The 21239-nt window shown below is 45.0% G+C and carries 19 protein-coding genes; 13 read left to right on the top strand and 6 right to left on the bottom strand.

The window, feature by feature from the left end; translation table 11 throughout:
* Nucleotides 1-49: 49 nt before the first annotated feature.
* The 8 genes from GN208_RS06835 to GN208_RS06870 all read left to right on the top strand — a co-directional run bounded on the left by GN208_RS06835 (nt 50) and on the right by GN208_RS06870 (nt 11025).
* Nucleotides 50-676 carry a recombinase family protein gene (locus tag GN208_RS06835; protein ID WP_175233738.1) on the top strand — a complete coding sequence of 209 codons (627 nt, stop codon included), beginning with the start codon at nt 50-52 and terminating at the stop codon, nt 674-676.
* 186 nt (nt 677-862) lie between these two features.
* A complete protein-coding gene (locus tag GN208_RS06840; RefSeq protein ID WP_110775826.1) occupies nt 863-1078 on the top strand; it encodes a helix-turn-helix transcriptional regulator in 216 nt (71 codons plus the stop codon).
* A 21-nt stretch (nt 1079-1099) separates the two neighbouring features.
* Nucleotides 1100-3430, top strand: coding sequence for a DEAD/DEAH box helicase family protein (locus GN208_RS06845; RefSeq protein ID WP_175233739.1), 2331 nt, complete (start codon nt 1100-1102; stop codon nt 3428-3430).
* Between the two features lies 1 nt (nt 3431).
* Nucleotides 3432-5228, top strand: coding sequence for an AAA family ATPase (locus GN208_RS06850; protein ID WP_175233740.1), 1797 nt, complete (start codon nt 3432-3434; stop codon nt 5226-5228).
* Nucleotides 5229-5231: 3 nt separating this feature from the next.
* Nucleotides 5232-6716, top strand: coding sequence for a type I restriction-modification system subunit M (locus GN208_RS06855; RefSeq protein WP_196982671.1), 1485 nt, complete (start codon nt 5232-5234; stop codon nt 6714-6716).
* Nucleotides 6717-6718: 2 nt separating this feature from the next.
* Nucleotides 6719-7945, top strand: coding sequence for a restriction endonuclease subunit S (locus GN208_RS06860; RefSeq protein ID WP_196982670.1), 1227 nt, complete (start codon nt 6719-6721; stop codon nt 7943-7945).
* 9 nt (nt 7946-7954) lie between these two features.
* The gene (locus tag GN208_RS06865; RefSeq protein WP_231402270.1) at nt 7955-9973 is read left to right on the top strand and encodes an ATP-binding protein; all 2019 of its coding nucleotides are present in this window, start codon (nt 7955-7957) and stop codon (nt 9971-9973) included.
* A gap of 17 nt (nt 9974-9990) precedes the next feature.
* Nucleotides 9991-11025: a virulence RhuM family protein gene (locus tag GN208_RS06870; protein WP_175233744.1), complete on the top strand. Its 1035-nt coding sequence runs from the start codon at nt 9991-9993 to the stop codon at nt 11023-11025.
* 57 nt (nt 11026-11082) lie between these two features.
* Here GN208_RS06870 and mobI read toward each other — a convergent pair whose 3' ends face one another.
* Nucleotides 11083-11877 carry a conjugative transfer protein MobI(A/C) gene (gene mobI, locus GN208_RS06875; protein ID WP_175233745.1) on the bottom strand — a complete coding sequence of 265 codons (795 nt, stop codon included), beginning with the start codon at nt 11875-11877 and terminating at the stop codon, nt 11083-11085.
* Between the two features lie 412 nt (nt 11878-12289).
* Here mobI and GN208_RS06880 point away from each other — a divergent pair, with 412 nt between their 5' ends.
* The 5 genes from GN208_RS06880 (at nt 12290) to GN208_RS06900 (ending at nt 16218) form a co-directional block, all read left to right on the top strand.
* On the top strand, nt 12290-12487 hold the full coding sequence (locus GN208_RS06880) for a helix-turn-helix domain-containing protein (protein ID WP_175233746.1): 198 nt from the start codon (nt 12290-12292) through the stop codon (nt 12485-12487).
* 12 nt (nt 12488-12499) lie between these two features.
* Nucleotides 12500-14176, top strand: a complete 1677-nt coding sequence (locus GN208_RS06885) for a DUF927 domain-containing protein (RefSeq protein WP_175233747.1) — start codon at nt 12500-12502, stop codon at nt 14174-14176.
* 61 nt (nt 14177-14237) lie between these two features.
* The gene (locus GN208_RS06890; protein ID WP_115983839.1) at nt 14238-14582 is read left to right on the top strand and encodes a helix-turn-helix domain-containing protein; all 345 of its coding nucleotides are present in this window, start codon (nt 14238-14240) and stop codon (nt 14580-14582) included.
* Between the two features lie 198 nt (nt 14583-14780).
* Nucleotides 14781-15851: a type II toxin-antitoxin system RnlA family toxin gene (locus GN208_RS06895; protein ID WP_129979812.1), complete on the top strand. Its 1071-nt coding sequence runs from the start codon at nt 14781-14783 to the stop codon at nt 15849-15851.
* Nucleotide 15852: 1 nt separating this feature from the next.
* Nucleotides 15853-16218 carry a type II toxin-antitoxin system RnlB family antitoxin gene (locus GN208_RS06900; protein ID WP_129979813.1) on the top strand — a complete coding sequence of 122 codons (366 nt, stop codon included), beginning with the start codon at nt 15853-15855 and terminating at the stop codon, nt 16216-16218.
* Here GN208_RS06900 and GN208_RS06905 read toward each other — a convergent pair.
* The 5 genes from GN208_RS06905 to rnpA all read right to left on the bottom strand — a co-directional run bounded on the left by GN208_RS06905 (nt 16215) and on the right by rnpA (nt 21239).
* Complete coding sequence (locus tag GN208_RS06905; RefSeq protein ID WP_175233749.1) at nt 16215-17384, bottom strand: site-specific integrase; 1170 nt, start codon at nt 17382-17384, stop codon at nt 16215-16217. The two genes, GN208_RS06900 and GN208_RS06905, sit on opposite strands and share 4 nt — an antisense overlap.
* A 163-nt stretch (nt 17385-17547) precedes the next feature.
* A complete protein-coding gene (gene mnmE, locus GN208_RS06910) occupies nt 17548-18912 on the bottom strand; it encodes a tRNA uridine-5-carboxymethylaminomethyl(34) synthesis GTPase MnmE (RefSeq protein ID WP_024473709.1) in 1365 nt (454 codons plus the stop codon).
* A gap of 121 nt (nt 18913-19033) precedes the next feature.
* On the bottom strand, nt 19034-20656 hold the full coding sequence (gene yidC, locus GN208_RS06915; protein WP_015422369.1) for a membrane protein insertase YidC: 1623 nt from the start codon (nt 20654-20656) through the stop codon (nt 19034-19036).
* Between the two features lie 2 nt (nt 20657-20658).
* A complete protein-coding gene (gene yidD / locus GN208_RS06920) occupies nt 20659-20916 on the bottom strand; it encodes a membrane protein insertion efficiency factor YidD (RefSeq protein ID WP_015422368.1) in 258 nt (85 codons plus the stop codon).
* Nucleotides 20880-21239, bottom strand: coding sequence for a ribonuclease P protein component (gene rnpA / locus GN208_RS06925; RefSeq protein WP_071592722.1), 360 nt, complete (start codon nt 21237-21239; stop codon nt 20880-20882). The genes yidD and rnpA overlap by 37 nt, the downstream gene beginning before the upstream one ends.

Consider the following 21239-nt stretch of genomic DNA (forward strand, 5'->3'; position numbering starts at 1 on the left):
AACCAGACCAGAGATAAAGCACCACTTATAACAGACTGTGGAGACCTAGATGTTCATTCGAGCTTACCTTCGTGCATCAACCAAAGAACAAAATGCTGAACGGGCACGCGAATCACTCATTCAGTTTGCTGCTCAGCATGGCCAGCGAATCGCTGCCTTTTATATAGAGAATGTTTCCGGTGCTACATTGCACCGACCTGAGTTGATGCGTTTGATTGCCGAGTCAGGCGAGGGTGACATTGTGCTGGTTGAACAAATCGACCGTCTGGCGCGGCTTAAGCAAAGTGATTGGGATACGTTGAAACAAAAGTTGGCCAGCAAACACTTAGCCATTGTTTCACCAGAACTTCCTACCAGTTGGCTGGCTTTGCAACAACATAGCGAAACTGACTTTACCGGTGCGATTTTACAAGCGGTGAATGCCATGATGTTGGACATGCTCGCGGCGGTTGCCCGTAAAGATTATGATGACCGGCGCAGACGTCAGTCTCAGGGAATCGCAAAGGCTAAAGCTGATGGAAAATACAATGGACGTCAGCCAGACCTTAAACGACATCAGCACATAGCCAGTCTATTGAAGACTGGGCATAGCTATAGTGACATTCAGGACATGTTGGGATGTTCACGGCACCTGATTGCAACTATCTCGAAGAATATCGGTAGTACAGAGCAGTAATTCCACGACTTTCTGCCGTATCATTTTCTTGATTACGGCAATCTAACTTCCTCACATTGACAATCTGTTCTCACTTCTCTAAAAATTTGGTTTCAACTCAAATAAGTTGAGAAAAATCATAATAGTGATAGGGTATGCAACAGTGATAACACCCAGAGTTTATAGTTAAAACACCGTGGAGAAAGCATGATCCGCTGCCACCTTGCCCGCTTAATGGGTGAACAAAAAATGCGCATTAGCGACGTGATGCGAGAAACTGGCCTCAGCCGTACCACCGTGACGCTACTTTACAAAGAAACCGCGCTCAAGGTGGATTTAGAAGCGCTCGATAAGCTATGTGATTTATTTAACTGTTCATTGAGCGACATATTGGAAAAAGTGCCAAGCAATAGCCAAAGCTAAAAAGCATCAAGGAGCGATGACATGTCGTCAGAAGCAGATACCAGAGCAAACTACATTGACCCAGCGTTAAAAGCTGCACATTGGCAACCGGGCAACATCATTCGGGAGCATTACTTTACCGATGGCCGTAAGCTTGCCGGTGGTGTCCGTGGGCGTCGCTGTTTTGTTGATTATCTACTTCATAAAGACAACCGTTATCTTGCTGTTGTAGAAGCAAAAAAAGAATCTGAGTATCCAACCAAAGGCCTCCAACAAGCCATCGACTATGCCAAGAAGCTACTCGTTCGCTTTGTTTATTCAAGTAACGGCAAACAAACCTATGAGTTCGATTTAGAAACCGGTAAAGGTGACTACATCGAGTTTTACCCAACGCCACAAGAACTAGAAAACCGCTACGCGGGTGTTAATTCAGATCTAGGCCAGCAGCTTCGTAATGTGCCCTTTCATCTAGAAGGAGCTATGCAGCCGCGTTATTACCAAGAATTAGCGGTACATGCCGCCACAGATGCTATTGGTAAAGGTAAGCCACGAGTGTTGTTAACGCTGGCTACTGGTACAGGTAAAACATTTATTGCCTTTCAAATCGTCCATAAACTGTTCCAGTCCCGTTGGAACAAAGAATCTCCGGGTACACGTAGGCCTCGAATCTTGTTTTTAGCTGATCGCAATATTTTGGCAGATCAAGCTATCAATACATTTAATCCGTACGAAAAAGATCTTATTAAAATTAATGGGGAGGAGGTTCGAAAGCGTAATGGTGTTGTGCCGACGAATGCTCATATCTTTTTTGCAATTTATCAAGCTATCGCAGATCGAACGGATAGAGAAAAAGAAAATATTGAAGGGTATTACAAGTCTTATCCAACCGACTTTTTTGATTTAGTAATGATTGATGAGTGTCACCGAGGTAGCGCCAATGACACTGGTTCATGGCGTGCAATTCTGGACCACTTTGGAAGTGCTGTTCACATTGGTTTAACTGCTACACCCAAACGAGAAGATAATATTGATACTTATGATTATTTTGGACAACCAGCTTTTGAATATTCTCTAAAAGCAGGTATTAATGATGGCTTCTTAACGCCATATCGTGTTAAGCGGGTACGTACCAACTTAGACGAGCTCGTGCTGACCAAAGATGACCAAGTGATCGAAGGAGAGTCTGGGCAAGACGTCTATCAGGTAGAAGATTACGACAAGAAGATCATTGTTGATGAACGTACCGAGCTGGTCGCAAAAGCCATTTTGGACAATATCAATCCACTAGAAAAAACCATCGTCTTTTGCGAAAACCAAAATCATGCACTGACCATGCGTGACATGATCAACAAACATAAAAAGCTGAAAGATCCGCATTACTGTGTGCGTGTAACCAGTGACGAAGGTAAAGTTGGCCGCGAGCTGCTGGAAAAATTCCAAGATAACGACAAAGACATCCCCACCATCATTACCTCATCGCAAATGTTAACCACGGGGGTAGATGCCCGTAATGTACGTAACGTAGTGCTGGATAGAACCGTTGGCTCCATGGTGGAGTTTAAACAAATTGTCGGTCGCGGAACCCGTGTTTTTGATGGCAAAGACTATTTCACCATTGTCGATTTTCGCGGTGCAACCAATAAGTTTTATGACAAAGATTGGGATGGTGAACCTGAAGCACCAGAGCCCGGTGGCACAGGGGAGCCTAAACCACCGCCATACACACCAGAACCACCCGGAGGAACAGATGGCCCAGAACCTGAACCGGGTGAGCCAAAACCTCGGTTGAAAGTAAAGCTAGGCAAACACCGTGAACTGAAAGTCATTGACGTTGAAACTCGTTATATCGATGAAAACGGCAAACCTCTCACTGTGCAAGAATTTGTTGAGCGTTTGATCACCCAATTACCAGGGTTGTTTAAATCAGTTGAGGAATTGCGGCGGATATGGTCAGACCCAGATGAGCGCGAAACCTTGCTCGGTAAACTTGTACAAGCTGGTTTTGATAAAGAACAACTCGCCACACTGCGACGCATGTTTGAAGCAGAAGAGTGCGATATCTTCGATCTGCTGGCTTTTTTAGCCTTTGAACAGCCAATGGCAACCCGTAAAGCTCGTGCCGATCAAGTACGTACTAACAGCACCTTCTTTAATCAGTACCAACAAGAAAAGGCACAGCAGTTTTTGCACTTTGTGCTTAACCGGTATGAGCAAACTGGCAGTACGGAGTTATCACGCGAGCGCTTGCCAGCGCTTATCGAGCTATCAGGGTTGGGTACTGTCAAAGATGCCTCAACAGCATTCGGTGGAAAACCAGCCTATTTGCTGGCGGCATTTAAACAATTACAACAACAGCTTTATCACGTGAACTGAAATGGAATTAACACTCGCACCTAACCCGCTGTACGACCAGCCGCAGACTCTACATATCAACAAGGTAGCGACCTTGATTGGTGAAAACGGCAGCGGTAAATCCAGTATCTTACAGTCAGTATTTGAAGAGCGGTTAAACAAACTCGCACATCACCACCTAAATGTGGTGTGCTTTTCTTCAGGCCAGAATGAAAATTACTCTGCAAAGTTTGGTATTTACTTAAAACGCGAGCGTCAAGCGGGCAGAGGGTTGGGGTTAGAGTGCCTTTACTTTGACAAGCCCTGGTCAAAATTACTCATTTTCCTCGCAACGGCGACTAAACGTAGTGGCAAAGTTCGCTCTTTTTTGCGCGAAAGAGGTTACGTTACTGAGTCGGCATTTGCAGGTGATGACCAAACTACGTGCTTAAAATGCGCATTCAAGATTGATAAAAATTATGTCAATCGAGTTCAAGACGCTCTGAAGCGTGAAGAAAGTGGTGAGGTTGATACGCTACGAAATACGCCCTATTTCCGTTCGTTAGATAGCTTTATCAACACATTTGTCTCAAATGACTATGAGTTTGAGCAACCGCTACGTAAGCGAACTATTGAAATACCAGCAAGCCGATTGATCGATGTTTCATTCGATTACCCAAGACAGCCACAAGCAGGTGAAGAAGGTATCGAAGCTGGTGAAGCAAATGCTCAGGCTCAAAATATTGCGTTTGATCCTGAAGTGAGTTTTTTTACCCAAGCGGCGGATAACAATTACTTCATAGATAAACACGGCTACAAACTCGTTTTTAAAGATGGAATAGAGCTTGACCAGTTAAGCGATGGTGAATACCAACTGCTCTTTCTATACGCGTTGATAGACCTTTTTGATGCGCCGAATACTTTATTCCTGTTTGATGAAGCAGATTCGCACCTGCACTACAAAAACGTAGAGAAACTATGGTCTCTATTACACAGCATACAAGGCCATGCGATTACTACTACACACCTGTTGGATTCTATTTCTGCAAAAGAAAACCGCATAGAACATCTGAAAGTGGTGGAGCACGGCCGAATTAACGAAGACAACAAGATCAAGCAACTAATCAGCCGACTCAGTGTACTTTCTCGTGCCAAATCCGTTGAATTTGAGGTGTGTGGCAAGCTGCCTAACATCGCCTTATTAGATGACTACAACGATTGGATTATTTTTACCAAACTTGCGGCACGTGCAGGGCTAGATATAAACCGTCTAGCCACTGTGCATGCCATGAAAAAGTCGTCCAGCTACGCTACTGCTAACGAAACCTTTGGCAAGGGTAAAATAGATTGGTTACATGGCTTAAGCAAGATTGAATCACCACTTGTAACAACACAGATTTTCCTAATTTGTGATCGAGACGAGGCGGCATTGGACTGGAATGCTGCCAATGGAGTTCAAGTGAACGGACAAGTGTACCGTGAGTTGCTAAATGCCATTCAATGGCCTCGTGGCACCAACGTATCGCCATATCTATTGGCTTGGAAACGCCGTGAAATCAAAAACTATTTGCTCTCATACACCGCATTGGCGCACCACAATCTGCTTGGCCAAATAAACAATGGTGATATTGCGCAGCGCAATCACCTTCAGTCCAATAATCCTGGTGATAACGACGATATTCGTAGGATGAACGTCAAAGACATTATCAACCCGCTGATTAACACCGATGGCGAAGGCTTAGACCCTGCAAAACTCCAAGTCTATATCGACCTGATTCCGCCCGCAGAAATCAGCGAAGACATCACCAATATGTACAATTTTATTATCGGAAAACTATAAGCCATGTCATTACAACAAAAGATTGACCGAATTACCGACATACTGCGCCGCGACGATGGCATTAGTGGTGCTATGCACTATACCGAGCAAACCTCGTGGGTACTGTTCTTAAAGTTTTTGGATGATTTTGAATCTGAAAAAGAAGATGAAGCGGTACTGTCAGGGAAAGACTATCTACCCATATTGGATGAAGAACATCGTTGGTCAAATTGGGCATGCCCAAAAAATGCCGATGGTAAGCTAGATATAAACCAAGTTCGCACGGGCGATGACTTAACTGATTACGTTAATAACGAGTTATTCCCTTACTTAAAAAGCTTTGCCAATTCGGCTATCACTGGTGCAGGAGCAGACCCAAAATCCTTTGCCTATAAAATTGGTGCCATTTTCCAGTATTTAGACAACAAGGTAGCTTCTGGCCATACATTGCGTGAAGTGTTGGATATTATCGACACACTGAATTTCCAATCCAGTGATGAAATGTTTGAACTCTCGCTTGTCTATGAAGGCTTATTGCAAAACATGGGCGATGCAGGTGGTTATGCGGGCGAATTTTACACACCGCGTCCGGTGGTACGTGCCATGATTAAGGCCATTGACCCGCAAGCCGGGCAAACCATTTACGATGCAGCGGCTGGCTCGTGCGGATTTTTAGTGGAAGCCTTTGAGCATTTAAAGGGGAAAAAGAACCAACTCTCTACCGAGCAGTGGGATTTTATCCAGCGTGATACCTTCTTTGGTTTCGAGAAAACCTCGCTGGCGTACGTGATGGGTATGATGAACATGATTTTGCATGGCATCGAATCCCCAAACCTGTTCAGGGGTAATACGCTCACCCAAAATATCCGCGATATTCAGGAAAAAGACCGTTACGACATTATTTTGGCCAATCCGCCATTTGGTGGTAAAGAGAAATCGCAGATTCAGCAAAACTTCCCTATCCAGAGTAACGCGACTGAATTGCTGTTTTTACAGCACTTTATGAAAACACTAAAAAGTGGCGGTAAAGCAGCGATCGTAGTGCCAGAAGGCGTACTGTTCCAAACCAACAGCGCCTTTAAGCAAGTCAAACAGGAGCTGCTGGAAAACTTTAACCTGCACACCATTTTAAGCCTGCCTGCAGGGGTATTTTTGCCTTATTCGGGTGTTAAAACCAACGTGCTGTTTTTTGAGCGCAGCGGTGGCACCAGCGATGTGTGGTACTACGAATGTGAACCCGAGCAAAAACTCACCAAAAACAAACCCATCACCGACGATCACTTAAAAGAGTTTGTTGATCTGTATAGCAGCCGCGAAACTACCGAACGTTCCTGGACAGTTTCAGCCAGTAAATTAGCTGAAGACTATGATCTATCTGCCAAAAACCCAGCCAAGCAAAAAGATGCCGAGCATTTAGCGCCCAGCGATATTCTTAAGCAAATCCGCACCAAGGAAAAACTGGTATCTGGGCTGTTGGATGAAATTGAAGACCTGTTGGCGGAGAAATAACCATGGAACAGGTTTTATATAAATTGCCGGATGGGTGGGAGTGGCACAAGTTGAAAGATCTCACAACCAAGATTGGAAGTGGGGCAACTCCGAAGGGAGGCGAAAAAGCTTATAAATCTAGCGGTATTTCGCTAATTAGAAGCCTAAATGTTCACGACTGTTTCTTTAAAGAGGAAAAGCTTGCATTTATTGATGATGAGCAAGCTAATGGCCTCAAAAATGTAGTCGTGGAGAGTGGAGACGTACTACTCAATATTACAGGGGCATCAATTGCAAGATGCTGTATTGTTCCTAATGAGTTCTTGCCTGCACGTGTAAATCAGCATGTCGCAATTATTAGACCAACGGAGTATGTCGATAGTAAATTCCTGAACTATTTGATCGTAAACCCAAAATTTAAGGCACAACTGCTATGGCAGGGGGCTGGCGGTGCTACTAGACAGGCCCTAACTAAAGCTATGGTTGAAGAGTTGAACATTCCTCTTCCAAGCTTGCCGGAACAAAAACGCATCGTCGAAAAACTCGATGCACTGCTAACCCGCATCGATACCGCCATCGAGCATTTGCAGCAGAGCGTCACACTGGCTGATGCGTTGTATGCAAGCACGATAAACGAGCAAATGATGCAAGCAATTGAGTTGGCTGGTCTATCTACGGTCGAAAAGCATATTGAGCAGATCCAGACGGGGACAACACCGCCAACAAAGCAACCTGAATTTTACGAAAATGGTGACATTAATTGGTTTGCGCCTTCTGACTTTGGTGATCACGATATTCTGTTTGATTCCAATAAAAAACTCAGTCAAAAAGCATTTGATGCAGGCAAAGCTCGTAAGTTTGATGCTGGTACGATCATGCTCGTCGCCATTGGCGCGACCATCGGTAAGATCGGTTATTTAGAGCAAGATGCCAGTTCTAACCAGCAAATAACCGGTATGAAATTTAACAGTGCCATAATTCCGAGATATGCGTATTACTGGTTTCGGTTTATTAAACCAGAAATTCTGACAAACGCATCAACCGCGACATTACCCATCATCAACCAGAAAGGTATTAAAGCACTTTCGTTTTGTGCGCCCAACAAACAGCTACAAGAAACAATTTGCCGAAAGATCGATGAAGTTTCGAATTTCAGAAACAAAGTAAAAGCTGAATTAAATGAAAAAGTAGAATTAATGCGTTCATTAAAAGCATCAATTCTCGATTCCGCCTTTAAAGGCGAGCTCTAAGGTGGGAGTATGAGTTTACAAACCAATCTCAAAGGTCGCTTACGCAACACTTCTTTACCTAAGAGTCACGGCCTGATGCCTGTTTTTGAGGCGGTTGTAAACTCTATTCACTCGATTGAAGAAAAAGGGAATAGCGATAACGGTAAGGTTGTTCTTCGGATCAATCGCGCGACTCAGGAGAGTTTAGATTTCGATGCCAAATCGCTACCACCTATTTTGGGTTTCACCATAACTGATAATGGTTGTGGTTTTGATGAAACCAACTTTAAATCATTTGAAACACTGGATTCCGACCACAAAATGGATAAAGGCTGCCGTGGTGTTGGTCGTTTGATGTGGTTGAAGGTATTTGACCTAGTTGAGGTGGAAAGCCATTTTATCGATGGGGATGGCCAGCTTAAAAAACGTGTATTTCGCTTTAACGATAAATCAGGTGTTCACAGTGAAAATGTTCAGGTAGCTACCGAACAGCAACCAGGTACTCAAATCAAACTGGTGGGATTTGATGAAAGTTATCGAAAGCAGGTACCAACCAAAGGGCTAACAGTGGCTAATCAGCTACTTGAACATGTGCTCTGGTACTTTGTTCGTCAAGGCAGCGCTCCCAAGATACTGGTAGAGGATGCAGATGAAGTATTCGATCTTGATGACTTGCTTACAGAGCATATGCACGCGAGTTCGTTTCCTGAAACGATTACCATAGGTGACTTCTCATTCGATCTTACTCACATCAAGTTTCGAGCATCAGTAAATAAAAAGCATCAGTTAGCCTTGTGCGCCGCAAATCGTTTGGTTAAAGAAGAATCCATTCAAGGAAAAATTCCCGGCTTGTACGGCAAAATATCTGACGAATCTGGGGAATTTACCTATACCTGTTACGTGTCTTCAGGCTACCTAGATGAGCGTGTTCGCAGCGAGCGTACCTCTTTTGATATTGCCGAAAACGTAGAAGACATGCTCAACGAAGTAAGCTTTAAAGATATTCGCGATGCAGTGCTCGCACGCACGAAAGAATATCTGCAAGATGTTTTGGCAGAAAATGTCTCAGCCGGTCGTAAACGCGTAGATGATTTTATTAATAGCCATGCACCCCGATACCGGCCTATTGCTCACTATGTTGCAGAAGAACAGCTCATTGTTGACCCAGAAAAGTCGGACAAAGACTTAGAGTTACATCTACATGCCCAGTGGTATGAGGTCGAGCGACAGTTAGTAAGTGAGGGTCATGACATCATGCAACCTCAAAATGAGGAGCATGTAGAGGAGTATAAGGAACGGCTGAGTGAATATCTGCGAAAAGCTGAAGATCTGAAAAAATCAGACCTCGCTAATTACGTATCACATCGAAAGGTCATTATTGATCTGCTGCAAAAATCCATCGAGCGACTGGATGATGGCAAGTATGCTCGTGAGGATATGATTCATGAGTTAATCATGCCGATGCGTAAAGATTCCAGTGAGGTTTTACTGGATTCTTGCAACCTTTGGTTGATCGATGAACGTTTGGCTTTTCACAACTATTTGGCTTCCGACAAAACGCTGAATGCGATGCCTATTACTGGTAATGATTCGACAAAGGAACCGGATTTACTCAGCCTAAGAATGTTCGATAACCCGCTGCTGGTTAATGACCAAAATAGCTTTCCCTTAGCATCTATCTCTGTGGTTGAGATCAAACGTCCAATGCGCAACGATATGCGGGAAGGTGAAGATAAAGACCCAATAGCTCAAGCCCTCGGTTATGTAGAGAGAATTCGTGAGGGGCAAGCGAAAACAAAATCAGGACTACTTATCCCTAGAAATCATGATATCCCCGCATACTGCTATATTGTGTGCGACCTGACCTCAACAATGGTAACGCGCTGCAAAAACTTTAGTTTAACCATGACTGCGGATGGCATGGGATTCTTCGGGTACAACCCCAATTACAAAGCTTATATCGAGGTCATAAGTTTTAATCAGCTTGTGAGGGCCGCAAAGGAACGTAACCGTGCATTCTTTGACAAGCTTGGACTCCCCTCTATGTAAGCAAAAAGGTTGATTGCATGACAGATAATATCCCCCAAGCTCCTCAAGGCGAGTTTGTTCTTTTCACCAGTGCTGATGGTCAAACCCGCGTAGAGTGCCGCTTTGAGTCGGACACTTTGTGGCTTTCTCAGGCTGCAATGGCAGAGCTTTATGATAAGGACGTCCGTACAATTAATGAGCATTTAATCAATATCTACAACGAGGGTGAGCTTGTACAAAACGCAACCATCCGGAAATTCCGGATAGTTCGATTGGAAGGTACTCGCCAAGTATCTCGCGAGATCGACCACTACAATCTCGATGCAATTTTGTCTGTAGGCTACAGAGTTCGTTCGCAACGTGGTACACAGTTCCGTCAATGGGCAACGCAAATCCTGAAAGAATATCTGATCAAGGGATTTGCCATGGATGACGAGCGGTTAAAAAATCCGCCCGTTGGTCACTCTGCGGTGCCTGACTACTTTGACGAGATGCTGGAACGCATTCGCGATATCCGAGCTAGTGAGCGTCGCGTTTATCTGCGGGTGAAAGAAATCTTTACCATGGCTGCTGATTACGAGCCATCTAACCAAGAGACCAACCGCTTCTTCCAAACCATTCAGAACAAGCTGCATTATGCTTGTACGCATATGACGGCTGCTGAGCTTATCGCCAGCCGTGTGGATGCCAGTAAGCCGGATATGGGCTTAACCAGCTATAAAGGCGATGAAGTGCGCAAGACTGACGTTACTGTTGCCAAGAACTATCTGCGTGAAGATGAAATCAAAGAGCTTAATCGCATCGTCAATATGTGGCTCGACTTTGCCGAAGATCAAGCGCTGCGTCGCAAGCAGGTATTCTTACAGGACTGGGCCGATAAGCTTGACCAGTTTTTAAGTTTTAATGATCGGGACGTACTAAGCGGAGCTGGAAAAATCTCCAAGAAAGACGCTGATGATAAAGCGAAATTGGAGTTTGACCTCTTTGCCCAGCAGCGCCGTCGTTTAAAAGAAGCCGAAGGCGCGCGGGCTAATATTGCAGCACTCAAGGCCATACTCAAAAAAGATAAATAGCCGATATAGTGCAGCCCTGATCTCTAATGAGTTGAGGGCTGTGTTGTAAGATCATAACTATAAAGGATTATCCATCTTAAAATCGTCGATATCGCCTGTCATTTTGAATAGATTGGTGTCATTCCAACGGCACAGTTGTCTAACCCGCATTAGATTTGAGTTGGCTCTGCGGATGATGGCAAAAGCGTCCTCAACTGCCTCAATCACAGGTTTTTCCCAGTCTTGTGCTCGGGTAAACGTAGTTTTGGGGTATCGGAAATGCCCATCTCGCGGAAGATAATGGCTGATTACCTGGAATCCATCAGAATTCTTTTTAGGCTTAAACTGGTTATAAACCCAAAAAATTTCGAGTTTTTTGTTTCTTAGCCTTACACGACAACCAAAATGACCCGGATAACCTGGTGAGTTTTTCCCTCTATGCTCTCGGTTGTGCTGCCAGAACAAGTCTGCAATTTTTTGTGCTATGTAGTAGTAGCGTATTTGCTCTATTTCGATCGATTTATGGGTGTAGCGTAGATATTGCTCTGAAACTGATAATGAAAAAAGCATAGCATCGTCTTGATTAACGTTTGTGCTATTGGCAATAAAGGTTTCCCAAATATTAATTTGTGTTTCTAGTCCTTTAAATGATTTTGAGAAGGCTTCTATATACTCTGATTGCGGTTGATTTCCCCTATTTAGTGCGGCACCAAATGCAACAATTTGTTGTTCTAAAAATGAATAATTTTTGATCATGACATAATCCACTGTATGTTGAATACAGAGTGAGTCTATTGTCTCATGAGTTAATTCATCGCCTGCCTTCGTGCCCTTTTGGGGCACACGGGTCTTTTGTTGTGACGCCTTAGCCAAAAGACCCTACCAATTCCTTTCCAATAACTATCTGATGGGGGACCTTGGACGATTTATTCCATACAAGCTTTATCGCCAATAAAAGACCTGAGCTAAACGATTCCATTTTTAATGGGGGACATGGCTTTAAGAGTTGTAAATCGCCAGGTCTCTAAACTTTCACATGTGAAAGTTTTCTCTGGTTATTCACTGGCGCATAAATTGATACGGTAATGTCGGCCAACTCATCAATGGCTTAGATTTTTGCTCTTCAGAGGCTATTTTTAATCTATATGTTGAATAAATATCATTAAATATCAATGCTTTGAAATTTATTATTGACGTTCCCCAAAAGGGCAGTTCCAGCGGTCTGTTTAATTAGCCTTTTTCGGGATGATTGCTCCCGCAAGCTAGATAATAAACAGGAGTTATCATGAAGGGTAATAACCAACCTAAAGAAGAACGGTTACTAACTTATGCAGAAGTGTGTGACGTTTTGCAAACGTCACAAGCGACACTTCGTCGCTACGTGCGAGATGGACGCTTTCCTCCTCCAATAAAACCCAATCCCAATGGCCGCTCTGTGCGGTTTAGGTACAGCGATATTGCTACATGGTTGAGTGATTTATAAAAGGGGGAAGTGATGCAAAATAAGTTGCAGGATGATGGGATCTATTGCTTGTCAGCTGACCGCTGGCAGCGAATAGGTGGTTGGATGCAGGTATTGGCTCGCACTCGTTTAACTGACAAACGACATGGGCATGGAGCGCTGCTGGAATGGCAAAATTTTGATGGGGTTAGGTTACGTGAAGTTGTGTATGCCAGAGACCTGAATAGTGATAACGCCCGCCAGATCAGGGATATGCTGGTCGATACTGGGTATCCATTAACCCCAGGCCAATCAAGTTGGAGTCGGCTTCAACATTATTTAATAGAACAGATGGCTCTTGCTGCACCGGCAACTGTGGTGAATCGCACTGGCTGGCATGGGCCCATATTTGCCACAAGCAGTTGGACTGTGGGTTCTGCTGACGAACCCCACTATTTTGTGGGTCAGTTGTCCAGTTCCAAGCTGTTAGAGGAAGCAGGGAGTTTGAGTGATTGGCAAAACCATGTTGGGAAGCTATGCCGTGGGAATCCGCTAGCTATTTTCTGTATAGGAACAGGGTTGGCAGCACCATTACTAGCCCCTTCTGGTATGGAAAATGGAGCCTTTCATTTTGTTGGTGCTTCTTCTGCCGGTAAAACAACTTTATTGCAGATTGCGGCAAGCTTATATGGCAGCGATAGCTATAGACGTAGCTGGATCTCGACAAGCAATGGATTAGCTGCTGTCTCGTCGGAGCATAACGACATGCTGCTGACGTTGGATGAGATAGGATTGGCTCGCCCAGAAGATGTTGATACCGCCATTTATCAGATCATGAATGGTTCAGGAAAACTGCGCGCTAACGTGTCAGGAGAGTTGGCCGCGACGTCACAATGGCGAACGCTGGTGCTCAGTAGCGGGGAAGTTTGGATTGCCGAATTACTTCAGCAGATAGGAAAGCCACTTAGGGCTGGTCAGCAGATACGACTGGTGGAGATCCCAATTTTTGGTATACATGGTGCATTCGATGAATTACATGGCCGTAAGAGTGCTCAACAATTCGTTGATGAGCTTAAAATGTCTTGTCAGTGCTTTCATGGCACAGTAATCCGAGAGTGGTTATCGCTACTTACAGGGCTGCATGATGAGCTTAGCCGCTACCTCAGCTATGAAATAGGTCGTCTTAGCAACGCTTGGACAAGCGACTCAATGGCCTCTCAAGTACAGCGAGTCGTTAGACGATTTGCACTGATTGGTACTGCACTATGCCTCGCTAGTCGAAATTTCATCTTGCCGTGGTCTGAGGAAGAGTCACTCGATGCGGTACATAAAGTCCTTCGTGCGTGGCTCGCTAATCGTGGGCACTCTAAGAATTCCGAAGAGTTTAGGCTGCTTAGGTCATTGGAAAAAGCGATGCGCAACTGGGAACGCAATATCGGTGAAATTGATCAGGATTCAGGTAAGGGAATGCCTGGTTACCGCCGTTCACTGGATGGATGCGAATTGTGGCTTATCAACAAAACTCATTTCCTGCAAAAACTTGAGCTTCCCACCCACTATATGCGAGAAGTGGAAATCTTGCTGCAACGCGGTTGCTTGGTAACGAACGAGCGCTCCAGGGGAACCTATAAGACGCGGATTAATGGTGAGTTTCAACGTTTTTTTGCGCTCAAACCAGACCAAGTTAGGCGCCACCTTGAAGATTTAGAGAGGGTTGAACATGACGACTAGCTTAGTGTTCCCAGTTTCCCGTTTATCCCACTTTAACTTGGCAGTGTAGGAGAGTATCAACATGACTGAAAAAGAGATGCTTCAGCGCATGCTGATGGATATGTCATTGCTTAAAAAACTGATTACCGATCATATCAAAAACGAGCAACGTCCTGACACAACAAAGGAAATCCTCACAGTTGAGGAATGTGCTGAGCTGACGGGGCTAAAGAAAAGCACTTTGTACAGGTTGACCCATGAACGCAAGATCCCATTTTTCAAACCTAATGGTAACCGTGTGTTCTTCAGGCGAGCCGATATATTGGCTTGGTTGCAGAGTAACCGAGTTGCTTCTTCATATGAGATTGATAAAGCCGCTGCAGATCATCTAGTTGCTAACCGAAAATTTTATGGTCGGAGATATTGAGTAGCTATTTAAGCTTCTGAAAGTAATAATTAATCATTAGATGCGTTACATGTCATGTTCTCTAGCTGTGACATGTAACAGGTATTTTCTAATGATGACATCGGTAATTGGCAAGTTAAGCAAACGTGGTTAAAATCGGTGCAGACCTCGAATTTTATGTTGCTTTTAAATGTTTGATTATTATAAGGAATTATTGTTGTGGAACGGAGCTACAAGAACTTAAACCTTGATCGTGCGGCGATCAAAAATTTGGTGGAGAGTTTTGCAACTGAGCACCAATTTACGATTAAGTCGATATCAGCAATACCTGGCACACAAAAAGGAACTAGGATTGTTTTTGGACGCACAGGCAACAAATTTGCGACTGTAAATGTGTTTTTCAACAAAGATGGCACTTCAACTATACAGTATCTGACTGGTGCGAATCATGATATTGGTAAATTAATGACCGATCATCTTTATGGTTCAATAAATCCAGCTGAATTTGAACAAGTTAATATGGTTCTTGAGGGGTTCACCGAGTCTGCTATATTACCTGTTTTAGAGTTTGCAGCTGAAGAGTCTCACATCAAAGTTGTTGTGCATGCTCAAGACGAACATAAAACTGTATGGAAAATACGTTCTGAAGAATATCAAGATGAACTTACTGTAACACTTCATATCAGAACGGATAAACTTCAAATACAAGGTCGTCCACTATCATGCTATAGGGTTTTTATTTTCAACCTATCAGAACTACTTGATTTACAGGGATTAGAAAAGGTTCTGATTAGACAAGAAGATGGCAATGCTGAAATCGTTCAGCAAGAAGTGGCTCGTTCTTACCTGCAGTCAGTCCTCGGTGAATCTTACGAACGACTGCACTCTAATGTAGAAAAATTGCTCATTTCTGGTCTTTGTGTTAAGCTCGCGTCCCCCAATTTGCCTGACTACTGTATGTTGCTTTATCCGGAGTTGCGTTCAATTGAGGGGGCTTTAAAGAGTAAATTCATGGCCTTGGGTATCGAAGTTGGTAAGGACGGATTTGGTGATTTTTTTGTAAAAGACCAAGGTGTTCATGTTTTGAATGCTGACTGTGCAGCTTTGTGTGCGAATGCTGAAGCCGCAAAAATCATTAGTGAAGCCTATACTTTCTACAATAGAGAACGTCATGGCTTATTCCATATGGAAGCACTTGTTGAAGCTAGTAGAATGATTAGCAACATTGCCCATCTCATGACAAAATCTACTCAAGCTTGGGATCTCATCAAGAAATTATATAGTATATAAAATGTTTAATATTAGACGGTTAAGTTTAGATTTAAACTCAATAGCTATTGTTACGGCAATTGGCTACGAGAATCCTTTGTCTTCATTATCTGAAATTGAACATGAATTAACTTGTTTGCTCGGTCAAGAGTTAAATGGTGAGGTAATTTTTGATCTCGTTTGCTCAAATGGCTTGGAATGGAACCGTTTTCTGTCATTACAAGTCAAAAACGGTTCCTTCGACTATAATTCTGTTTCTATATTAGATAAAACAGATTTTATTTCTCAATTATTTGATGAACAAGCATATTTCTTAAGTAATAATTTACATTATCTTCAAGACTCTGTACTTACTTCTGACGAAATTCCTCGTGTTATCGGTGTTTAGTCTGACTCTTCTTTAAAAATATCCGGAAAAGTCCGCATGGCCTCTGTGCGGCGGGTTTCCAGAATATCTGCGTAGATTTCTGTCGTTCTGAGTTCGCTGTGGCCAAGCAATCTGGAAAGGGAATAGATGTCCAGGCCTCGGGCCAGTTGGTTCACTGCAAAGGTGTGGCGGCCTGCATGAAAGGTCACGTGTTTGGTGATCCCGGCACGTATAGCCCACTGCACTAGCGCGACGTTGCTATAGCTGTCGTAACGTAAGCCCTTAAAAACCCGTTCTGTCGGTTTTCCCCTGTTTTCCAAGTTGAGCAAACGTACTGCTGAATCCGGTAAGTCGAGATATTGCAGGCCATTGCCCGAGTTTTTGAGCTTTATCTGGGAAAAGATGATTCGGTAGTGCCCTTGAGCAAATAGTTCAATTTCACCCCACACCAGTTTATGAATGTCTGACCAGCGTAGACCCGTAGTGCAGGAGAACAGAAATGCTCTTCGTAGCACATCGTAACGGCATTCTGCCTTGGTAAGGGCCTTTACCTCATCCAGAGTGAGGTAAGTGCGCTGTGTCCTCTCTGCTTTGATGGATTTGACTTGTTCAACAGGGTTATCTCTGATTATTCGGTCTCGTTGTGCTTGGTTGAGCGCAGCCCGGATTTTATTGAAGTAGCTACAGGCGGTATTCCTAGATAGGCCAGTGTCTGATTTTGTTATTGCCTCATGCTGTAGGTAATGGCGAAACCCTTCCAAAAAGTGTTTATCTACCTGTTCAAAAGTGAGTTCTGCGTGGCGGTGATAACGGTGGAGATGGATGCCCGCTGAAATCCAAATTGAGTAATTGGATTTACTACCGGATGCTTTACTTGCTGCTATTTGATCGAAGTAGTCAAAGAAACTGGCATTGAGTTTGGTGCGGTCATCCAATCCATGTTTAGCAGATTCCATTTCTAGCAGGCGTTTGGCACGAATGGCCTCGGCTTTTTGCAATGTGGTTTTGTTGTGCTCACGCTCAACTGCGTTTTTTGGCTTGTTGTAGAGGAACAGATTTAACGTCTCGTATGAGCGTTTTTGAGCTCTTGAGCCGTTTTCCGAGGTCTTTGATCCATAATAGTAAACAAGCCTGATAGCTCGCAGGCCATTTTTATCTGGATCTCGTTTATGTATGCTGATTTTCATAGGTTTTTCTCATCTTGTGCGCCATATGTGCGCCAGAATTTATCTGTGGCGCACACGTGGCGCAAGAATCGACAAAACCCTTCAAATCACTTCCCACCCAATAAAACAAAATTATTTTAAAATCATAATGTTGTTTTGATTTGGTTTGATGCGTTTTACTATTTTACTTCCCGATACAAAAACTCGAGAAAATGCGCCCGAGCAGATCGTCGGAGGTAAATTCACCGGTGATTTCGCTCAGTGCCTGCTGGGCGAGACGCAATTCTTCTGCCAGTAATTCGCCGGAGCGGGCAACCACTAACTGCTCGTGACCGGAGATCAGATGCTCTGCCGCAGTGTTCAGTGCCTGTAAATGACGGCGGCGGGCGAGGAATCCGCCTTCAGTGTTGCCTTCAAATCCCATGGTGGTTTTCAGGTGATCGCGCAGCAAATCAATACCGTGGCCTTCGCGGGCAGAAAGTTTAATCAGCGTATCGCCGTTCCGCTCTGTGATGCCGGTGGTTTCCCCGGTGATATCGGTTTTATTGCGGATAATGGTGACCGGGATACCGGCCGGTAAGCGGGACATAAATTCCGGCCAGATTTGCTCCGGGGTCTGTTCATCCACCGTGGTACCGTCCACCATAAACAGGACGCGGTCTGCCTGTGCAATTTCCTGCCAGGCGCGTTCAATACCAATCCGCTCCACTTCATCCCCGGCTTCGCGCAGCCCGGCAGTATCAATGATATGCAGCGGCATACCGTCGATATGAATATGTTCACGCAGCACATCACGGGTGGTTCCGGCAATATCAGTGACAATCGCAGCTTCGCGTCCGGCAAGAGCATTCAGCAGGCTGGATTTTCCGGCATTCGGGCGCCCGGCAATCACCACTTTCATCCCTTCACGCAGCAGGCTGCCCTGACGCGCCTGAGAACGAACCCGTTCCAGGTCAGCAATAACGGTATCGAGTTTGGCTTCAATCACACCATCCGAGAGAAAATCAATTTCCTCATCCGGGAAGTCGATTGCTGCTTCGACATAAATCCGCAGGTTAGTGAGTGCTTCCACCATCTGATGCACTTCCCCGGAGAAAGCGCCCTGTAATGAATTCATCGCCGAACGGGCCGCCTGTTCCGAACTGGCATCAATCAGGTCAGCAATGGCTTCCGCCTGTGCCAGATCCAGTTTGTCATTAAGGAATGCACGCTCTGAAAACTCACCGGGATTGGCGATACGGATATTATCGATAAGCAGAATACGTTTTAACAATAAATCGAGGATAACCGGTCCGCCGTGTCCCTGGAGTTCCAGCACATCCTCACCGGTAAAGGAGTTCGGGCCGGGGAAGAAAATTGCAATCCCCTGGTCCAGCACTTTGCCGGTTTCATCACGGAAAGGCAGATAATCGGCATAACGCGCTTTCGGGAGTTTCCCCAGTACAATCTGAGCCACCTGTGCCGCCTGCGGGCCGGACACACGCAAAATACCGACTCCGCCGCGTCCCGGCGGGGTTGCCTGTGCCACAATGGTATCGGTGCTCTGAATTTCAGCGTTATTCATGACCATGTCTCTCTTTCTCACCGTGTGATAAACAATAAAGGCGGTCAATATGACCGCCTTTAAATAATACTATAAGACCGGCAGAGATTCCCCGCCGGTCACGGGCTTATTTTTTGTCGCGGCTGTGAAGACCGCGTTTTTCCAGGCCGCGATAGATAATCTGCTGCTGGAGGATAGTCACCAGGTTACTGACGATATAGTACAGCACCAGACCTGACGGGAACCACAGGAAGAAGACTGTGAAGATCACCGGCATAAAGGTGAAAATCTTCTGCTGTAACGGGTCGGTGACCGCTGTCGGAGACAGTTTCTGGATCACGAACATCGTTGCACCCATCAGAATCGGCAGGATGTAGTACGGATCCTGTGCGGATAAGTCATGGATCCAGCCGATAAACGGCGCGTGACGCAGTTCCACCGAGCCCATCAGCATGTAATACAGTGCCAGGAAGATAGGCATCTGGATGATCAGCGGTAAGCAGCCACCCAGCGGGTTCACTTTCTCTTCTTTGTACAGCGCCATCATTTCCTGACTCATGCGCTGTTTATCATCACCGATGCGCTCACGCATTGCTTTCAGCTTCGGCTGAAGCATACGCATTTTCGCCATTGAGGTGTATTGCGCACGGGTCAGCGGATACATGATACCGCGGACGATAAAGGTGATAACGATGATGGAGAAGCCCCAGTTACCGATGAAGCTGTGGATAAACTTCAGTAACTTGAACAGCGGCTGAGAAATGAACCATAACCAGCCGTAATCAACGGTTAAGTCCAGATGCGGTGCCACGGCTTCCATTTCGTTCTGCAGTTCCGGTCCGACCCACAGTGTTGCGTTATATTTCGCTTCGCTGTTTGCCCCGATACGGATTGCATCACTCTTATAGCCGATGAATGCATCGCCGGTTTTGGCACTGTACAGCGTATAGAAGTTATTGGTGGTGCCTTTCTCAGGAACCCACGCTGTCGCAAAATACTGCTGTAACATCGCTACCCAGCCAACATTGCTGTTGATGTTCAGTGGTTTATCTTCGATATCACTGAAGCTGTATTTTTTGTAGTTAGTGTCTTCAGACGAGTACGCCGCACCACGGTAGGTATGCAGCGCAAAGTTGCTGCTGCCGTTGTTAAGACGTTCCGGTAAATTCACAGATTGTTTTAACTGACCGAAAAACGCCATTTCCAGCGGAGCTGAGGTGTCGTTTTTGATGGTGTAATCAACACTGATGGCATAGTCTTTGCGCTTCAGAGTATAGGTTTTCACATACGTGACACCATCCAGAACGAAAGTCAGAGGAACACGCAGTTCATCCTGGCCTTCCGCCAGCACAAATGTATCGCTTTCAGTGGTATACAGCGGGCGATCTTTGTAATTATTCGGGTTATCCGGACCATTCACACCGGTTAAACCACTGATTGCCTGGTAGGCAAATTCAGGTGTTGTTTCCAGTAAACGGAACGGATCTGCGGATTTTAAGGTTGCCGGGTAAGCCAAAAGGTCAGCTTCATCAATATCACCGCCGCGCAGATTGATGTTCAGTGACAGCACATCTGTTTTGACCGTAATATATTTGTTCTGCCCGCTGCTTTCACCACTTGGCGTTGTCGTCTGCTGCGTTGCCTGAGTAGCCGCGTTAAGTGCTTGTGTCTTATCACTTTCCCACGTCTGCCATGCAAAGAAGGATACGAGTAGCAAAGCGATGAATAGAAGATTACGTTGCGAATCCATCGTTAATGTTCTCTGTTATCATCATTTTTAGGTGGGACAGGATCATCACCACCTTCGTGTAAAGGGTGGCATTTTAATACGCGTTTCACCGTTAACCAACCGCCTTTTATCATACCAAACCTGCGCAATGCCTCAATTCCGTATTGCGAGCATGTTGGTGTGAAGCGGCAACGTGGTCCCAGCAGCGGACTTATCACCAGCTGGTAACCTCTGATTAACAGGATCAGGAAGCGTGCGCCAAGCGACTGTGACGACGCCATAACTTACCTAATGCTTCCGTAATCTCGCGATTACTCAACTCCGATACCCCTTTTCTTACCAGAAGCACGAAATCCATATCGGGCAACTCATGTTGGTGCAGACGAAAGTATTCACGCGCTAACCGTTTGATGCGGTTGCGCTCATGAGCCCGTTTAACGTTTTTTTTAGCGACGGTAAGACCAATGCGGGGATGTTCCAGCTCATTACGGCGTCCCAGAAGTGTTATTTCAGGAGTACTTGCCCGTTGTGGTTGCCGGAAGACAAAGTTGAAATGCTCGGGAGTTAACAAACGTAACTCCCTCGGAAAAGCGAGCTTAACCAC

This window comes from Morganella sp. HSTU-ASny43, from assembly GCF_022819185.1.
GTDB classification, from domain to species: Bacteria; Pseudomonadota; Gammaproteobacteria; order Enterobacterales; family Enterobacteriaceae; genus Morganella; species Morganella morganii.